At 72.6% G+C, this 16,106-nt stretch carries 18 protein-coding genes; 11 read left to right on the forward strand and 7 right to left on the reverse strand.

Annotated elements, in window-relative coordinates; genetic code table 11:
• Window positions 1–76: 76 nt before the first annotated feature.
• From MUK52_RS04155 to MUK52_RS04200, 10 genes are all read left to right on the forward strand, one after another.
• Entirely contained in the window at window positions 77–1,465 is a 1,389-nt protein-coding gene (locus MUK52_RS04155) for a rhodanese-like domain-containing protein (protein WP_284574704.1), read from the forward strand.
• Between the two features lie 112 nt (window positions 1,466–1,577).
• Window positions 1,578–2,177 (forward strand): rhodanese-like domain-containing protein, encoded by a 600-nt coding sequence (locus MUK52_RS04160; RefSeq protein ID WP_114055156.1) that lies wholly within the window; start codon window positions 1,578–1,580, stop codon window positions 2,175–2,177.
• Entirely contained in the window at window positions 2,174–3,070 is an 897-nt protein-coding gene (locus tag MUK52_RS04165; RefSeq protein WP_284574707.1) for a sulfite exporter TauE/SafE family protein, read from the forward strand. Before MUK52_RS04160 ends, MUK52_RS04165 begins: the two co-directional genes overlap by 4 nt.
• 57 nt (window positions 3,071–3,127) lie before the next feature.
• Complete coding sequence (locus tag MUK52_RS04170; protein ID WP_114055154.1) at window positions 3,128–3,394, forward strand: metal-sensitive transcriptional regulator; 267 nt, start codon at window positions 3,128–3,130, stop codon at window positions 3,392–3,394.
• A 173-nt stretch (window positions 3,395–3,567) separates the two neighbouring features.
• Window positions 3,568–4,362, forward strand: coding sequence for a 3-hydroxybutyrate dehydrogenase (locus tag MUK52_RS04175; RefSeq protein ID WP_284574710.1), 795 nt, complete (start codon window positions 3,568–3,570; stop codon window positions 4,360–4,362).
• 129 nt (window positions 4,363–4,491) lie between these two features.
• Window positions 4,492–5,871, forward strand: a complete 1,380-nt coding sequence (locus tag MUK52_RS04180; protein ID WP_114055152.1) for an MFS transporter — start codon at window positions 4,492–4,494, stop codon at window positions 5,869–5,871.
• 102 nt (window positions 5,872–5,973) lie between these two features.
• Window positions 5,974–7,914 (forward strand): helix-turn-helix domain-containing protein, encoded by a 1,941-nt coding sequence (locus tag MUK52_RS04185; protein WP_284574711.1) that lies wholly within the window; start codon window positions 5,974–5,976, stop codon window positions 7,912–7,914.
• Between the two features lie 107 nt (window positions 7,915–8,021).
• A complete protein-coding gene (locus MUK52_RS04190) occupies window positions 8,022–8,186 on the forward strand; it encodes a hypothetical protein (protein ID WP_284574713.1) in 165 nt (54 codons plus the stop codon).
• Between the two features lie 85 nt (window positions 8,187–8,271).
• The gene (locus MUK52_RS04195; protein WP_284574715.1) at window positions 8,272–8,853 is read left to right on the forward strand and encodes a YdeI/OmpD-associated family protein; all 582 of its coding nucleotides are present in this window, start codon (window positions 8,272–8,274) and stop codon (window positions 8,851–8,853) included.
• Between the two features lie 100 nt (window positions 8,854–8,953).
• Complete coding sequence (locus MUK52_RS04200) at window positions 8,954–9,421, forward strand: SRPBCC family protein (protein ID WP_284574716.1); 468 nt, start codon at window positions 8,954–8,956, stop codon at window positions 9,419–9,421.
• An 80-nt stretch (window positions 9,422–9,501) separates the two neighbouring features.
• Here the strand turns inward: MUK52_RS04200 and MUK52_RS04205 are convergent, their stop codons facing one another.
• Together MUK52_RS04205 and MUK52_RS04210 are read right to left on the reverse strand one after the other, a co-directional pair.
• Complete coding sequence (locus tag MUK52_RS04205; RefSeq protein WP_502963534.1) at window positions 9,502–10,302, reverse strand: aquaporin; 801 nt, start codon at window positions 10,300–10,302, stop codon at window positions 9,502–9,504.
• A gap of 34 nt (window positions 10,303–10,336) precedes the next feature.
• The gene (locus tag MUK52_RS04210; protein ID WP_284574717.1) at window positions 10,337–10,651 is read right to left on the reverse strand and encodes an ArsR/SmtB family transcription factor; all 315 of its coding nucleotides are present in this window, start codon (window positions 10,649–10,651) and stop codon (window positions 10,337–10,339) included.
• A 90-nt stretch (window positions 10,652–10,741) separates the two neighbouring features.
• Here MUK52_RS04210 and MUK52_RS04215 point away from each other — a divergent pair, with 90 nt between their 5' ends.
• Window positions 10,742–11,152 (forward strand): arsenate reductase ArsC, encoded by a 411-nt coding sequence (locus tag MUK52_RS04215; protein WP_281277920.1) that lies wholly within the window; start codon window positions 10,742–10,744, stop codon window positions 11,150–11,152.
• Between the two features lie 176 nt (window positions 11,153–11,328).
• On the opposite strand, the gene MUK52_RS04220 is transcribed toward MUK52_RS04215, so the two are convergent.
• From MUK52_RS04220 to MUK52_RS04240, 5 genes are read right to left on the reverse strand one after another with little or no spacing between them, the layout of a single operon-like run.
• The gene (locus MUK52_RS04220) at window positions 11,329–11,997 is read right to left on the reverse strand and encodes an HAD family hydrolase (protein WP_114055146.1); all 669 of its coding nucleotides are present in this window, start codon (window positions 11,995–11,997) and stop codon (window positions 11,329–11,331) included.
• Window positions 11,994–13,082 carry an ABC transporter ATP-binding protein gene (locus tag MUK52_RS04225; RefSeq protein ID WP_114055145.1) on the reverse strand — a complete coding sequence of 363 codons (1,089 nt, stop codon included), beginning with the start codon at window positions 13,080–13,082 and terminating at the stop codon, window positions 11,994–11,996. The genes MUK52_RS04220 and MUK52_RS04225 overlap by 4 nt, the downstream gene beginning before the upstream one ends.
• Before the next feature lie 4 nt (window positions 13,083–13,086).
• The gene (locus MUK52_RS04230; protein ID WP_114055144.1) at window positions 13,087–13,992 is read right to left on the reverse strand and encodes an ABC transporter permease; all 906 of its coding nucleotides are present in this window, start codon (window positions 13,990–13,992) and stop codon (window positions 13,087–13,089) included.
• Window positions 13,980–14,888 (reverse strand): ABC transporter permease, encoded by a 909-nt coding sequence (locus MUK52_RS04235; protein ID WP_284581648.1) that lies wholly within the window; start codon window positions 14,886–14,888, stop codon window positions 13,980–13,982. The genes MUK52_RS04230 and MUK52_RS04235 overlap by 13 nt, the downstream gene beginning before the upstream one ends.
• On the reverse strand, window positions 14,888–16,021 hold the full coding sequence (locus MUK52_RS04240; protein WP_284581649.1) for an ABC transporter substrate-binding protein: 1,134 nt from the start codon (window positions 16,019–16,021) through the stop codon (window positions 14,888–14,890). The genes MUK52_RS04235 and MUK52_RS04240 overlap by 1 nt, the downstream gene beginning before the upstream one ends.
• Between the last annotated feature and the right edge of the window lie 85 nt (window positions 16,022–16,106).

Below are 16,106 nucleotides of genomic sequence, written 5' to 3' on the forward strand. Positions count from 1 at the left end.
CCCTCGGAGGAGCGGGCCCCCTTTTGGCCCCACGAATACCCCCAGGGGTATATAGCCAGCCGCGACGGAGGTTCCCGTGTTCTTCGCCCAGTACTACCTCGACTGCCTCTCCCAGGCGTCGTACATGATCGCCGACGAGACCACCGGCAAGGCGGTGGTCGTCGACCCCCGCCGGGACGTCTCGGAGTACCTGGCGGACGCCGAGGCTCGCGGCTTGACCGTGGTGGGCGTCATCAACACGCACTTCCACGCGGACTTCGTCGCCGGACACCTGGAGATGGCCGCCCACACCGGCGCCTGGATCGGCTACGGCCGGCGCGCCGAGACCGAGTACCCCATCCGGAAGCTCGCCGAGGGCGAGACCATCAGCCTGGGCGACGTCACCCTGAAGATCATGGAGACCCCGGGGCACACCCCGGAGTCGATCAGCGTGCTGGTCCACGAGCGCGGCGGGGACGCCGTCCCGTACGGCGTGCTGACCGGTGACGCCCTGTTCATCGGGGACGTGGGCCGCCCCGACCTGCTGGCCTCCGCCGGGGTCACCGCCGAGGAGCTCGGCGCGATGCTGTACGACAGCGTGCAGAACAAGCTGATGGGCCTGCCGGACGAGGTGCGGGTCTTCCCCGCGCACGGCGCCGGCTCCGCCTGCGGCAAGAACCTCTCGACCGAGAAGCAGTCCACCATCGGCGAGCAGCGGGCCACCAACTACGCCTGCGCACCCATGTCGCAGGAGGACTTCGTGGCGATCGTGACCGCCGGCCAGTCCGCTGCTCCCGGCTACTTCGCCTTCGACGCCGAGCTCAACCGCAAGGAGCGCGAGCTGTTCGACCCGGCCGCCGCACCGAGGCCGCTGAGCGTCGAGGACTTCACCGACCTCCGCGCTTCCGGCGCCGTGGTCGTTGACGCCCGGGACCCGCAGGAGTTCGCCGCCGGACATCTGCGCGGCGCGGTCAACGTCCCCGCCGACGGCCGGTTCGCCGAGCAGGCCGGGACGGTCCTGCCCGCCGGCGCCGAGCTGCTGGTCGTCGCGCCGCAGAACCGCGAGGAGGAGATCGTCACGCGCCTTGCCCGGATCGGCCTCGACCGCGTGGCCGGATACCTGCGCTCTCCGGACGACGCCCTGACCGCCCTGGCCGACGAGGTCACCCCGGCGAGCCGCCTCACCGCCGCCCAGGTCCGCACCGCCCTGGCGGGCGACAATCCGCCGGTCGTCCTCGACGTCCGCAACTGCGGCGAGCGCGGAGACAACGGATTCATCGACGGAGCCCTGCACATCGCGCTCGGCGAGCTGCCCCGCCGCCTGGACGAGGTTCCCCGCGACCGGTCCCTGGTCCTGCACTGCGCGGGCGGCCACCGCTCCTCGATCGCCGCGAGCCTGCTGCGCCACCACGGCTTCACCGACGTCTCGGACATCCTCGGCGGCTACGCCGCCTGGGCGCTGCTGAACACCCCCGCCGGCGCCTGACCCGGACGCCCGGGCGAGCCCCCTCCACGAGAGCCCCGACCGGCGCTCCCGGTATCCCCACCCCTCCCCCACCCCGTATTCGCGCGGAACCGCGCCCTCACGAGGAGTACCCATGACGACCGACGCCTCCCGCACCGCGGCCTCCACCCCCGCCACCCTCACCCCCGCCGCCCTCCAGCGGCTGGCCGAGGACGGCGAAGGACCCCGCCTGCTGGACGTGCGCACCCCCGGCGAGTTCCGGACGAGCCACATCCCCGGCGCCTACAACGTCCCCCTGGACACCCTGCGCGAGCACCGCGCCGAACTGCTGGCCCACCTCGACGAGGACGTCGTCCTCGTCTGCCGCTCCGGCGCCCGCGCCGCCCAGGCCGAACAGGCCCTCGCCGAGGCGGGCCTGCCCAACCTGCGCGTCCTCGACGGCGGCATGACGGCCTGGGAGGCCTCCGGCGCCCCCGTCAACCGGGGTGAGGCACGCTGGGAACTGGAACGGCAGGTCCGCCTCATCGCCGGATCCGTCGTCCTCGTCACCGGAGTCGTCGGCGTGTTCGTGCCGGGAGCCCACCTGATCGGCACCGCCATCGGTGCCGGGCTCACCTTCGCCGCACTCAGCAACACCTGTGCGATGGGCATGATGCTGGCGAAGCTGCCCTACAACCGGGGCCCGCGCACCGACATCCGTGCCGTCATCGCGTCCCTGCGGGACAGCGCGTGATCACGCTCGTCCTCGCGGCATCCGTCCTCATCGGCGTCAGCCTCGGCATCCTCGGCGGCGGCGGGTCCATCCTCACCGTGCCGATCCTGGTCTACCTGGCCGGCCAGGACACCAAGGAGGCCATCGCCACCTCCCTGTTCGTCGTCGGCGTCACCAGCCTCGCGGGACTCGTCCCGCACGCCCGCGCCCACCGGGTCCGCTGGCGGACCGGACTGGTCTTCGGCGCGGTCAGCATGGTCGGCGCCTACGGCGGCGGCCGCCTCGCCGAGTACATCCCCGGCAGCGTCCTGCTCATCGCCTTCGCGCTGATGATGCTCGCCACCGCCTTCGCCATGCTCCGCACGCCCCGCAAGGCGAAGGCGGCCGGGCCCGCCCGCGCGGAGCTGCCCGTCGGGCAGGTGGTCGTCGAGGGCCTCGCCGTCGGCGCGGTCACCGGACTCGTCGGCGCCGGCGGCGGGTTCCTCGTCGTCCCCGCGCTCGTCCTGCTCGGCGGACTGCCCATGGGCATCGCCGTCGGCACCTCGCTCCTGGTCATCGCCATGAAGTCGTTCTCCGGACTCGCCGGCCACCTGTCCGGGGTCCAGATCGACTGGGGCCTCGCGCTGACGGTCACCGGCGCCGCGGTCGCCGGCAGCCTGCTCGGCAGCCGGTTCGCCGGGCGCATCCCCCAGGACACGCTCCGCAAGGCGTTCGGCTGGTTCGTCGTCGTCATGGGCCTCTTCGTCCTCGGGCGGCAGCTGCCCCACACCCTGTGGGCCAACCCCCTGTCCTGGACCGGCATCGCCCTCGCCGTGACGGCCGCGGCGGCGTGGGGAGCCGTACGGGCACGGCGGGAGCGGGCCGCGGCGGGCGGGCCCCGGGCAGACTCCCCGGAGCCGAGCGCACACGCGTGAGTCCTATACCCTAAGGGGTATCCTGCTCGCAAGGAGCCGGTGAGAAGGAGGAACCCGGTGAAGGTGGAAGAAGAGGCGGCGACCGCGGTTCTCAACCGGCTGCGGCGCGCCCAGGGCCAGCTCGCGGGCGTCATCGCCATGATCGAGGCCGGCCGCGACTGCAAGGACGTCGTCACCCAGCTCGCCGCGGTCTCCCGTGCCCTCGACCGGGCCGGCTTCAAGATCGTCGCCAGCGGTATGCGGCAGTGCCTCGCCGAGAGCGAGGAAGGCACACCCCCGATGAGCGAACAGGAGCTGGAGAAGCTCTTCCTCACCCTGGCGTGACACCCGGCGCCGGGCCGCCCCGGCGCCCGATCCGCACCGCCGTTTCCCGCCGGGTGGCGGACGGGCCGGCGGACCCGTGGCGATGACGTGGCGACGACCACCACCGGATGGTCGAACACAATGGCGGTCCACACCATGGGGGACGCCGGGATCCTTCCCTACCGTTTCCGGCCATGACGAACACATTCCCCGCCCCGCTCCCCCTGCCGCCGCCCTCCGCCGTGGTCGACCTGGGCGGGCGGACGGCTCTGGTGACCGGCGGCGGCGGTGGCATCGGGCGGGCCTGCGCGCTCGCCCTGCGGCAGGCGGGCGCCGCGGTGCACGTCGTCGACCGGGACGGCGCTGCCGCCGAGGCGGTCGCGGAAGCCGTCGGCGGCGAGGCCCACGTGGTCGATCTCGCGGACGGCGGAGCGATCGACCTCCTCCCGTCGGCCGTCGACATCCTGGTCAACAACGCCGGACTCCAGCACGTCGCGCCGCTCGCCGAGTTCCCGCCGGAGCGCTTCGAACTGATCCAGAAGGTGATGGTCACCGCTCCGTTCCTGCTGATGCGCCGGGTCGTGCCGCACATGTACGCACAGGGCTGGGGCCGGATCGTGAACATCTCCAGCGTCCACGGACTGCGCGCCAGCGCCTACAAGTCCGCCTACGTCGCCGCCAAGCACGCCCTGGAGGGGCTGAGCAAGGTCGCCGCGATCGAGGGCGCCCCGCACGGGGTGACCAGCAACTGCGTGAGCCCCGGCTACGTCCGGACCCCGCTCGTCGAGGGCCAGGTGCGCGACCAGGCCGCCGCCCACGGCATCAGCGAGGGCGACGTGCTCAGCGACGTCATGCTGGCCCGCTCTCCGGTCAAGCGGCTCCTGGAGTCCGAGGAGGTCGCCGCCGCGGCCCTGTGGCTGTGCGGCCCGCATGCCGGCTGCCTGACCGGCGCGTCCCTCCCGCTCGACGGCGGCTGGACCGCCGGCTGACCTCCCGGACCCCGCCTCCGAGCCACCCCCGCGCACCGTCGGCGTACCCCCGTACCCCCGTACCCCCGTACCCCCCGTGCGTCCCCGTGTCACCCTGTCCCTGCTCGTTCGTGAGAACCCGGTGAATCCATGCCTGACACCGCCACCACGCCCAGAGGCGGCATCGGCCGCATCGTCGGCGCGAGCCTGATCGGCACCACCATCGAGTGGTACGACTTCTTCCTCTACGGCTCCGCCGCCGCGCTCGTCTTCAACACGCTGTTCTTCCCCACCGCCGACCCGCTGGTGGGCACCCTGATCGCCTTCGTCACCTACGCGATCGGCTTCGCGGCCCGCCCCCTGGGCGGCATCGTCTTCGGCCACTTCGGCGACAAGATCGGCCGCAAGAAGCTGCTGGTGGTCAGCCTCCTGATGATGGGCGGCGCCACCTTCGCCATGGGCCTGCTGCCCACGTACGAGACCATCGGTGTCGGGGCGCCGATCCTGCTGACCGTGCTGCGCCTGATCCAGGGCTTCGCGCTGGGCGGCGAGTGGGGCGGCGCCGTCCTCATCGTCTCCGAGCACGGCGGGGACAAGCACCGCGGCTTCTGGGCATCCTGGCCGCAGGCCGGAGCCCCCGGCGGCAACCTGCTCGCCACCGGCGTCCTGGCCCTGCTGGCCGCCGTCCAGTCGGACGCCGCCTTCCAGTCCTGGGGCTGGCGCGTACCGTTCCTGCTCTCCGGGCTCCTGGTGGGGATCGGGCTGTGGATCCGTGTCTCGGTATCCGAGTCCCCGGTGTTCCTCGAAGCCCAGGCCAAGGCCGAGGCGGAGGCCGCCCGGGGCGTGAAGGAGAAGGCCCCCGTCGTCCAGGTGTTCCGGCGCAGCTGGCGGGAGGTGCTGTCGGCCATCGGCACCCGTTTCGGCGAGAACATCTCCTACTACATCCTCACCTCCTTCCTCCTCGTGTACGCCACCGTGCACCTCGGGCTCGCCAAGAGCACCGCCCTGAACGCGGTCCTGATCGGCTCTGCCGTCCACTTCGCGACCATCCCCCTGTGGGGCGCACTCTCCGACCGCATCGGACGCCGGCCCGTCACGCTGATCGGCTCCGTCGGCATGGCCCTCTGGGCGTTCGCCTTCTTCGGCCTCGTCGACTCCGGGTCGCCCGCCGTGATCACGCTGGCCGTGACCGCCGGCCTGCTGCTGCACGGAGCGATGTACGGGCCGCAGGCCGCGTTCATCTCCGAGATGTTCGACACCAAGGTCCGCTACTCCGGCGCCTCCATGGGCTCCCAGCTCGCCTCGATCATCGCGGGCGCCCTCGCCCCGATCATTGCCATCGAACTCCTGAAGGACTACGGCTCCTCCTTCCCCGTCAGCGTCTACCTCTGCGCGGCGGCCGTGGTCACCACCATCACCGTGGCGGTCACCCGGGAGACCCGGGGCCGCGACCTCTCCCGCCCCCGCGACGAGGAGAAGGCGGCCGCCCCTGCCGCCCCGGCGGGGGCCTCCGCCGGAGAGCGGGCGTAGCGTCGGCCTTCGCCGGCTGCCCGGTCTGCCGCCATCACGGGGATCGATGCGGCAGGCCGGGCACCGCCTGCACCATCCGCTCCCGTACCGCGAGGAGGCCCCATGACCGCCGGCCGTCGAGGTGACACCCCCGTGCCCGCATCCGCCCGGGCGGCCCGCCGCATGCTGGACCTCCTCGCCGCCGACGCTCCCACCGAGGAACTCGCGGCGCAGCCCGCCCGCCTGCGGGCCGAGGCAGCCGGGCCGGCGGAAGACGCGTGGATCGAGGAGACCGCCGAGGTCGCCCTGTCGGTGCGGCGGGTCCTCGACCAGCACCGGCGCCGCGAGGCCGAACTGGCGGCCCTGTTCGACACCGCGGGCGACCTGGCCGCTCTGCGCGACCTCGACGCCGTACTGCGCGCCATCGTCCGCCGGGCCCGAACCCTCCTCGGCGCCGACGTGGCCTACCTCACCCTCCACGACCCGGCCGCGCACGACACCTTCATGCGCGTCACCGACGGATCCGTCTCCGCGGCCTTCCAGCAGCTCCGCCTCGGCATGGGAGAGGGCCTCGGCGGCCTGGTCGCGCAGACCGCCCGCCCCTACGCCAGCATCGACTACCGCACCGACCAGCGCTTCCGGCACACCGAGACGATCGACGACGGTGTGGCCGAGGAGGGGCTGCGCGGAATCCTCGGCGTCCCGCTGCGGCTCGGCGAGGAGATCATCGGCGTGCTGTTCGCGGCGGACCGCACGCCGCGCGAGTTCACCCCCGACGCCATGGCCCTGCTCGCCTCACTCGCCGACCACGCGGCCGTCGCCATCGACAGCGCCCGCCTCCTCGAGGAGACCCGCAACACCCTCGTACGGCTCGAAGCCGCCAACGCCACAGCCCGCGCCCACAGCGAGACCCTGCACCAGGCCTCCGACGCCCACGACCGCCTCAGCAGGCTGGTGCTGCGCGGCGCGGGCATCGACGAGGTGGCGGCCGAGATCGCGGCACTCCTCGGCGGCGGGGTGGCCGTCCAGGACACCGACGGCAGCGAGCTGGCCCGCGCCGGAACCGAACCGTTCACCCCCTCCCCCGACAGTCTCGCCGCCTCCCGCGCCGAAGGCCGTGCGGTCCACTCCGACGGCGTCTGGACCTGCGCCGTCCTCGCAGGATCCGAGCCGCTGGGGAGCATCGTCCTCACCGGACTCACCGGCCTCCCGGAGGCCGACCGCCGCCTGTTCGAACGCGCGGCGCTGGTCACCGCGATGCTGCTGCTGATGCGCCGGTCCGTCGCCGAGGCCGAGGACCGCGTCCGGGGCGAACTCCTCGACGACCTCCTCGCGGGCCCCGGCGCATCCGCCCACCGGGACGGCGGCAGCCTCACCCTGCGGGCGCGGCGTCTCGGCGTCGACCTCGCCCGGCCCCATGCCGTCGCCGCCCTCGACTGCGAACCGGCCCTGCGCCCCCGGCTCGCCGCGGAGACCGCCCGCACCGCCCGCGGACTCGGCGGCCTCGCGGGCACCCGGCACGGCCACGTCGTCCTGCTCGCGCCCTCCGACCGGCCCGGAGCCCTCGCCCGCACCCTCGCCGCCGATCTCACCCGCGTCCTCGGCGTCCCCGTCACCGCGGGCGCCGCCGGGCCCGGGAGCGGGCCGGAACACCACGCCCGCCTGTACGGGGAGGCGGTGCGCTGCCTCGGGGCCCTGCACGCGCTCGACCGCACCGGCGAAGGAGCCGACACCGCGGAGCTGGGCTTCGTCGGCGTCCTGCTGGGCGACCGGGCCGACATCGGCGCGTACGTGGAGCGTGTCCTCGGCCCCGTCCTCGCCTACGACGCCGAACGGGGCACCGACCTGCTGCGCACCCTGGATGCCTACTACGGCCAGGGAGCCAGCCTCTCGCGCGCCAAGGACGCCCTCCACGTCCACGTGAACACGGTCGTCCAGCGCCTCGACCGCGTCGCCCAACTCCTCGGCCCCGACTGGAACAACCCCGACAGTGCGCTGGAAATCCACCTGGCACTCCGCCTGCACCGCCTCACCCGCGGCACCGGCTCCCCACCGCAGCCCTGACCGGGGCCGACTGAGGGCATGCGGTCGCGCACGAACTCGCGCCGCCCGGGTTCCGCCACGCCCTCCGGGCTTGTTCTTCGACCTCTGGCGCGTTCCGTTCCCGGCACGTGCCACCGGATCGTGAACTGCTGCGTGCTGAGGGTGAACCGCTGGCCAAGGTGGTCGCCGACCTGCCCTACCACGGCCCCCGCACCTGTACCGCAACCTGCGTCAGCCTGCTCGACGCCGGCCGCCGGGCCTGTGGCAGCAGGGCGAAGCCCGCCGAGCAGTGAGCCGGTCAGGTCGCCTGAGCAGGTCACCCGAGCGGTGCGTCGAGTAGGTCAGGATCTGTCCTATGCGGCCCCTAGTCTGCGGTTTATGCAGAGACACGAGGACGGCGTCGAGATCCTTGTCCCCGCGAGCCCGGCCGAGCTTGAGGCCTGGCTCGACACGCATCACGGGGAACGGACCGCACTCTGGGTGAAGATCGCCAAGAAGCACACCGGCATCCCGTCCCTCACCTGGGAAGAGATGGTCGACACGGTGCTCTGCTTCGGCTGGATCGACGGTCTGCGGCGCGGCTTTGACGACACGTACTTCCTGCAGCGCACGACACCCCGCAGCCCCCGCTCCGCCTGGTCACAGGTGAACGTCGGCAAGGCCGAGGCACTGATCGCGGCAGGCCGGATGCGCCCCCGCGGCCTCGCCGAGATCGAGGCGGCGCGGGCAGACGGCCGCTGGGAGCGGGCATACGCCTCGCAGAAGAATGCCACCGCACCGCCGGATCTCGTCGAGGCGCTCGACGCGAACCCGGCCGCGCGGGCGTTCTACGAGACGCTCAGCAAGTCCGACCAGTTCGCCCTGTATCTCCGCCTGGTCACCGCTCGCACCGAGAAGACCCGTCTGGCCCGCCTGGAGCGGATGGTGGCGGCGATGGCGAGGCCCGAGCGGCCATCGTGATCAACCGCTCGGCCAACGCGCCGATCAAGGACATCAAGGCACGCGAATGCTCGTGGAGAGCTTCACTGACCCTTCTTCTCTTCCCCCTCTGAGGATCCCGATGAAGGTCGACGTACGGACCGAGACCGTGATCGCCGTCCCGTGCGAGCGGGTCGCCGCCTATGCAGCCGACCCCGCGCACGCGCCGGAGTGGTACGTGAACATCTCGTCAGTCGAGTGGCAGACGCCTCCGCCCATGGGGGTGGGGTCCCGGATGGCGTTCGTCGCCCGCTTCCTCGGCCGACGCCTGGCCTACACGTACGAGATCAGCGCGTACGAGCCGGGGCGACGGCTGGTGATGCGGACGAGCCAGGGCCCCTTCCCCATGGAGACGACGTACGAGTGGGAGCCGTACGGCCAAACCGGTGACCACACCCGCATGACCCTGCGGAACCGCGGCGAGCCGAGCGGCTTCGCCGCGGTCGGCGCCCGGTTGACGGCGGCAGCCATGCGGCGCGCCCAGAGCAGGGACCTGGCACGGCTCAAGGCCCTGCTGGAACGGCAGGACCGGACCGACGACTCCTGGTGACGGCCGGGCCCCGGCCCCGGCGGGCGGCGTTCCGGGTACACCGGATGGCCGCGTCTGCCGCACCGCGTCCGTGCGGTGCGTCATGTTGCGGGCTGCCCCTGCGCGGTCCTGCCCTGCATGAAGATGACCGCCACGAGCGCCAGGCCCACCGCGGCGCCGATCAGCTGCATGCCGATGAAGCCCGGCACCGAGGAGGGCGCGATGCCGGCGAAGGTGTCGGTGAAGGCCCGGCCGACGGTCACGGCCGGGTTCGCGAAGGACGTCGAGGAGGTGAACCAGTACGCCGCGCCGATGTACGAGGCCACCGCGACGGGCGCGAACCGCAGCCGGTCCGTCCGGGCCAGGCCGAAGACCAGCAGGATCAGGCCGGCGGTCGCGACGACCTCGCCCAGCAGCAGGTTGGCGTCGGAGCGCTCGCGGGTGGACCACTTCACCAGCGGCTGCCCGAACATCGCATCCGCCAGGACCGCACCCCCGATGGCACCGGCGATCTGGGACGGCACGTACACGGCCACCTCGCAGGCGTTCACACCGGCGCCGCCGCGGCGGGCACTCCACCACTCCGCCAGCGTCACGGCCGGGTTGAAATGCGCACCGGAGACCGGCCCGAGCAGCGCGATCAGCACCCCGAGCCCGAAGACGGTGGCGGTGGAGTTGGCCAGCAGCTGCAGGGCGACATCGTCGGTGAGTCCGGTGGCCTGGATGCCGGAGCCGACCACGACGGCGACCAGGGCGGCGGTGCCGACCAGCTCGGCGGCGGCGCGGGCGACCAGCGGGGTACGCGGCGGGGTCGCGCCCGGTGCGGGCCGGGGCACGCCGGCGGCGGCTGCGGCGGACTCCGCCGCGGGGACGGCAGCCCCGACGGGCTCAGTGGTGGTCAAGACGGGATCTCCTCGGGCAGGTGAGGCAGACGGGTCAGGGACAGGACCGCTTGAGGTTCGCCTCGGCGGTCGCACGCGCGGCCTCGGCCAGGTCGGCGAACCGACCGGCGAGGGCTTCGATGGCCTCCGGGCGCAGACGGTAGTACGTGTACCTCCCGCACGGCTCCGTCTCCACGACACCCGCCTCACGCAGCACCTTCAGGTGGTTGGAGAGGTTGGTCTGCTTCGCTCCCGTCTCCTCCACGAGGTGGGTGGTGCAGAGCGTCTCCCCGGCGAGGAGGGTCACGATCCGGAGCCTGAGCGGGTCGGCCAGAACCCGGATCAAATCAGTATCGACTGACGTCATCATGGGCTGATACTCTCACATCAGTGGTGGATGACACCACCGGGTGCTGATGCATGCTCTGGCGCGCCCGTCCTGCTTGAGAAGAGACCTGCCGTGTCCAAGCCCTCCGTGCTGTTCGTCTGCGTCCACAATGCCGGCCGTTCCCAGATGGCCGCCGCGTGGCTGACCCACCTGGCCGGGGACCGTGTCGAGGTCCGCTCCGCCGGATCCGCCCCGGCCGACTCGGTCAACCCCGCCGCGGTCGAGGCCATGCGCGAGGTGGGCATCGACATGTCCGCCGAGACCCCGAAGATCCTCACCGTCGACGCGGTCAAGGCGTCCGACGTGTGCATCACCATGGGCTGCGGCGACACGTGCCCCGTCTTCCCGGGCAAGCGCTACCTGGACTGGAAGCTGGAGGACCCGGCCGGCCAGGGCGTCGAGGCCGTCCGTCCCATCCGCGACGAGATCAAGAAGCTCGTCGAGAGCCTGATCGCCGAGATCGCCCCGGAGCCGGCCGCGTGAACGCCGACTCAGCCGGCACTCGGGCCGCCAGTGCGCTCCTGTGGGACGCTGTTCCCTGACCGGCGGCGACCCCTGATCGAAGCCGTCTGCTCCGCCTCCGTGAGGAGGCGGAGCAGGCTGGTGCTGTGGCCGGGAAGGTTCCCCGGGTCACAGCACGAGGCTCGCGTGATCCGTCGTCAGCCGTGGTTCCGGCCGGGTTCCAGGCAGCGCCGCAGGGCGGCCGTGTCGACCCGTTCGAGGCTTTCGGCGAAGACGCGCCTGGGCGACGGTGGTACGGGAAGTACCGACGGCACCACGAGGACCGCGCAGCCGGCGGCGTCGGCCGAGGCGGCACCGTCCGGGGAGTCCTCGACCGCGACGCATGCCTCGACCGGAACACCGAGGCGTTCGGCCGCAGCCTGGTAGGGGTCGGGGTGGGGCTTGGTCCGTACGGTGTCGTCGGCGGAGAGGGTGAAGGCGAACGGAACGCGCCCCAGTGCCCCGCACGCCACCGAGTCGACCACGGCCCTCGGGGAAGCGCTCACCAGGGCGAACGGGACGCCCTCCTGCTCCAGCTCCCCCAGCAGCCGCCGGGCCCCCGGGCGGAGCGGCGCCCCCGCCTCGACGCGGCGGAGGAACTCGCCGCCGAGGATCGCCGCGACGTGTTGCGGATCGCCCCCGCCTGTGATCCGCACGAGGTGGGCGGCGGTGTCGGCGACGGCCCGGCCGACGACCTCGTGGGCATCGGCCCCGGTGAGGCGGTGGCCGAGTCCGGCCGCGACGTCCTCGGTCACCTGCCACCACAGCCGTTCGGTGTCCACGAGGGTGCCGTCCATGTCGAACAGGACGGCGGCCAGGCCGTTCATGCGGCGGCCCCGGGCACGACGAGGACCGGCTGCGGGGCGAGGCGGAGGGAGGCGCGGGCGCCGGGAACGAGGTCTGCCGCATCCCGCGAGGACAGGTCGGCCTTGACGGTGCCGCCTCCCGGGAGGTCGAGGTGCACCCGCGTGACGGCGCCGAAGAAGGAAGAGGAGACGACCGTGGCCGCCCCCTCCGCATCCGCCTCCGCCGTCACGTTCTCCGGGCGTACCAGTACGTCGACGTCGGGCCCGTCCGGAACGACGCCGTCCACGGGCAGCCGCTGTCCGGCCACCACGACGAGGCCGCCGTCTGCCAGGCGCCCCGGGAGGCGGTTCATCGTGCCGACGAACTCGGCCACGAAGGCGGTGGCGGGCCGCGCGTACAGCTCCGCGGGGGCTGCGCACTGCTCCAGCCGCCCGGCGTTGAGGACGGCGACCCGGTCGGCCATGGACAGGGCCTCCTCCTGGTCGTGGGTGACGAAGACGGTGGTGATGCCGAGCGAGAGCTGGAGACGGCGGATCTCCTCGCGCAGGCTCAGCCGTACCTTCGCGTCCAGCGCGGAGAGCGGTTCGTCCAGCAGCAGGACGCGCGGCTCCAGGGCCAGCGCGCGGGCGAGGGCGACGCGCTGCTGCTGTCCGCCGGAGAGCTGGTGGGGGTAGCGGTCGCCGTGCCGGGGCAGTCCGACGAGTTCGAGGAGCTCGGCGGCGCGCGCCTGCCTGCGGGCGGCCGGCACCTTGCGTACGCGCATGCCGAAGGAGACGTTGTCGCGGACGGTGAGGTTGGGGAAGAGGCTGTACGACTGGAAGACCATCCCGGCGTCACGCCGGTTGGCCGGGACCCGGGTGATGTCCTCGCCGTCGACGAGGACTTCGCCGGAATCGGGCTGTTCGAAGCCGGCGACCATGCGCAGTGCGGTGGTCTTGCCGCAGCCCGAGGGGCCCAGCAGGGCGAGGAGTTCGCCGGGCTCGGCGGTCAGGTCGAGGCCGTCCAGGGCGGTGGTCGGGCCGAAGGCCCGCCGCAGGGACCTGAACTCGACCCGCGCTCCGGTGGCGGCGGCCGGCCGGGTCCGCTCCGCGGTTGCTGAGGACATGGGGTCAGGACTCCTTACGGGAGGGCGCCGACGCGGCTGAGGCCGTTCCGGTGCGGGAGAGGAGCAGCAGCAGCGCCCAGGTGATGACGAGGCTGAGGACGGAGACGGCCACGGACATGCGGGCGTGGGCCCCGGAGATCGAGACGATCCACACCGCGAAGGGCCGGAAGCCGAGAAGAGAGGCGATGGTGAACTCTCCCAGGACCAGTGCCAGCGTGAGGAAGGCGGCGCCGGCGAGCGATGACCGCAGGTTCGGCACCAGCACGCGGAGGACGGTGTGGGGCCAGGACGCGCCGCAACTGCGGGCGGCCTCCACGAGGGTCGGCACGTCGATGGCGCGCAGGCCCGCGTCCAGGGAGCGGAAGACGAAGGGCAGCGCGAGTACGGCGTAGGCCAGGACCAGGACGACGGGGAACTTCTCGTTCTGGACCGCTATGAACGTCTGGTAGAGCGGGGTGCGAGACAGGTGCTCCGGCCCCCAGCGCAGCACCGTGGCGATGCCGGTGACCAGGGCGATCGGCGGTACGACCAGGGGCAGCATGCACATCACCTCGATCACCGGACGGAGCCGGGGCGAGCCGAGCCGTACGGCGATCAGGGCGGGCACGGCGAGGGTCAGCGACAGCGCGATGGTGGCGGCGGCGAGCCCCAGCGAGAGCAGCAGGCTCTCGGTGAAGCCTTCGGCCGACAGCAGCCGGGTGTACGCGTCGAAGGAGATGCCCCGGCCCGGGACGTGCACGGTGAAGGCGAACGAGGCGACGAGCGGGACGAGGAAGTACGCGCCGGCCAGGCCGAGGACGAGGCCGCGCCAGACACGTGGCCGCCGGTGGCGCGCCCGGGTCACGTCCGGTGCCGGGCTCGTCGCCTCGACGGCGGCGGTCTCCTGGGCGGTGGGGGTCATCGCAGCCATCGGGCGCTCCGTCGCTGGAGGGGCAGGTAGACCGCCATGACCAGGCCGGCGATCAGGATCATGTCGAGGCCGAGGGCGAGCGCCACGTTCTCCTGGCCGGTGAGCACGTTCCCGGACAGCGCGTCCGCGATCTTCAGGGTGACCAGGGGCACCGAGCCGCCGACCAGCGCGGCGGCGGTGGCGTGCGCGGCGAAGGCCGTACCGAAGAGGAGTACGAAACCTCCGAGCAGGGAGGGGGCGAGCACGGGCAGGCCGACGTGTCGCCAGAACTGCCAGGCAGTGGCGCCCGCGTTCTGGGCCGCCTCCCGCCACTGGGGGCGCAGCCCGTCCAGTGCGGGCACGGTGGCCAGGACCATGAGCGGGATCAGGAAGTACAGGTAGACCACGGCCAGACCGGTGAAGGAGTACAGGTCCCAGCCCAGGCTGCCGAGATCGGCGAGCCGGGTGACGACCCCGGAGATGCCGAGCGTGGCGATGAACGCGAAGGCCAGGGGAACGCCACCGAAGTTGGCGAGCACGCCCGAGGCGGTCAGGGCCGCGTTGCGCAGGCCCTGGGACCGGGAGGTGACGACGGCCTGCGCGATCAGAACGCCCAGGACTGCGCCGATGAGCGCGGTGAGCGCGGACAGTTGGACGCTGCCGATGAGGGAGCCCAGGTAGGGGCCCTGGAGAGAGCGCGCCAGGTGCTCGCCGGTCAGGGAGGTGGCGCCCGACCGGGAGTCGGTACGGGTGACCGCGCCGAAGACCAGCGCGCCGAGCGGGATGCCGAAGCACAGGGCGGTGAAGACGAGGAGCGGAAGGGCGGCGAGCCAGGTGCGGGGGCCGCGCCGCCGGCGGCGGGTGGTGCTGCCGCCGGCGGTCCCCGTCGTGTGGGGGGTGGGAGCGGGGGCGAACATCAGCTGAGGGCCTTGTCCCACTTCTCGGCGAGGGTGGCCTTGGCCTTGTCGAGCTCCGCGGAGGCCGGGAAGGCCGGGGTGCCCTCGACCTTGGGGAGCTTGGCCACGAGGCCGTTGTCGGCGGTGCCGTCGGCGGTCATGGCGGGCAGCAGGACCGGGCGGGCATAGCCCTTCAGCCACAGGTTCTGGCCCTCGGTGCTGTAGAGGAACTCCATCCACAGGCGGGCGGCGGCCGGGTGCGGGGCGTCCTTGTTGATGGCCTGCGAGTAGTACTGGGCGTAGACGCCGTCGGCGGGGACGGCGACCTTCCAGTCGACGCCCTTGTCCTTGAACTGGTCGGCGTAGCCGGCGTTCAGGTAGTCCCAGTCGATGGAGATGGGCGTCTCGCCCTTCTCGACGGTGGCCGGGGTGGACTCGACGGGGATGAAGTTGCCGCTCTTCTTCAGCTGTCCGAAGAAGTCGATGCCCGGCTGGATGTCTCCGAAGGAGCCCTTGTTGGCGAGGGCGGCCGCGTAGACGCCGCCGAAGGCCGAACCGGACTTCGTGGGGTTGCCGTTGAGGGCGACCTTGCCCTTGTACTCGGGCTTGAGCAGGTCCGCGAAGGTCTGCGGGCAGACCGGGATGCGCTGTGCGTCGCAGCCGATGGAGATGTAGCCGCCGTAGTCGTTGTACCAGCGGCCTTCCGGGTCCTTCTGGCCGGCCGGGATCTTGTCCCACGCCTCGACCTTGTACGGGGCGAACAGGCCCTCGTCCGCTCCGCTGCGGGCGAAGGCGATGCCCAGGTCGAGGACGTCGGGGGCGCGGTCCTGGCCCTTGCGGGACTTGACGGCGGCGATCTCGTCGGAGCTGGAGGCGTCCGGGTTCTCGCTCTTGATCTTGATCTTGGGGTACTTGGCCTCGAACGCCTTGATGATCTCGCCGTAGTTCGCCCAGTCCGGCGGCAGAGCGATCACGTTCAGCTCGCCCTCCTTCTCGGCGGCCGCGACGAGGCCCTCCACTCCTCCGAAGGCGGCTGCGGAGGTGGCGGTCTTCGCGTCCGCCCCCGCCTTGGCGGCAGCGGCCGGCTCGTCGGGAGCGGCGCCGCAGGCGGCGGTGAGGGCGGTGAGCACGGCGGTGGCGAGCAGGACGGACATGCGGCGGCCGGAGGGTCTGGGCACAGAGATCTCCTGAAGCGAGAGAGGGGGTCACTTGTTTGAACAAGTCGATCCCACTTCGCCT

The organism is Streptomyces sp. 2P-4, from assembly GCF_030167965.1.
Classification (GTDB): Bacteria; Actinomycetota; Actinomycetes; order Streptomycetales; family Streptomycetaceae; genus Streptomyces; species Streptomyces globosus_A.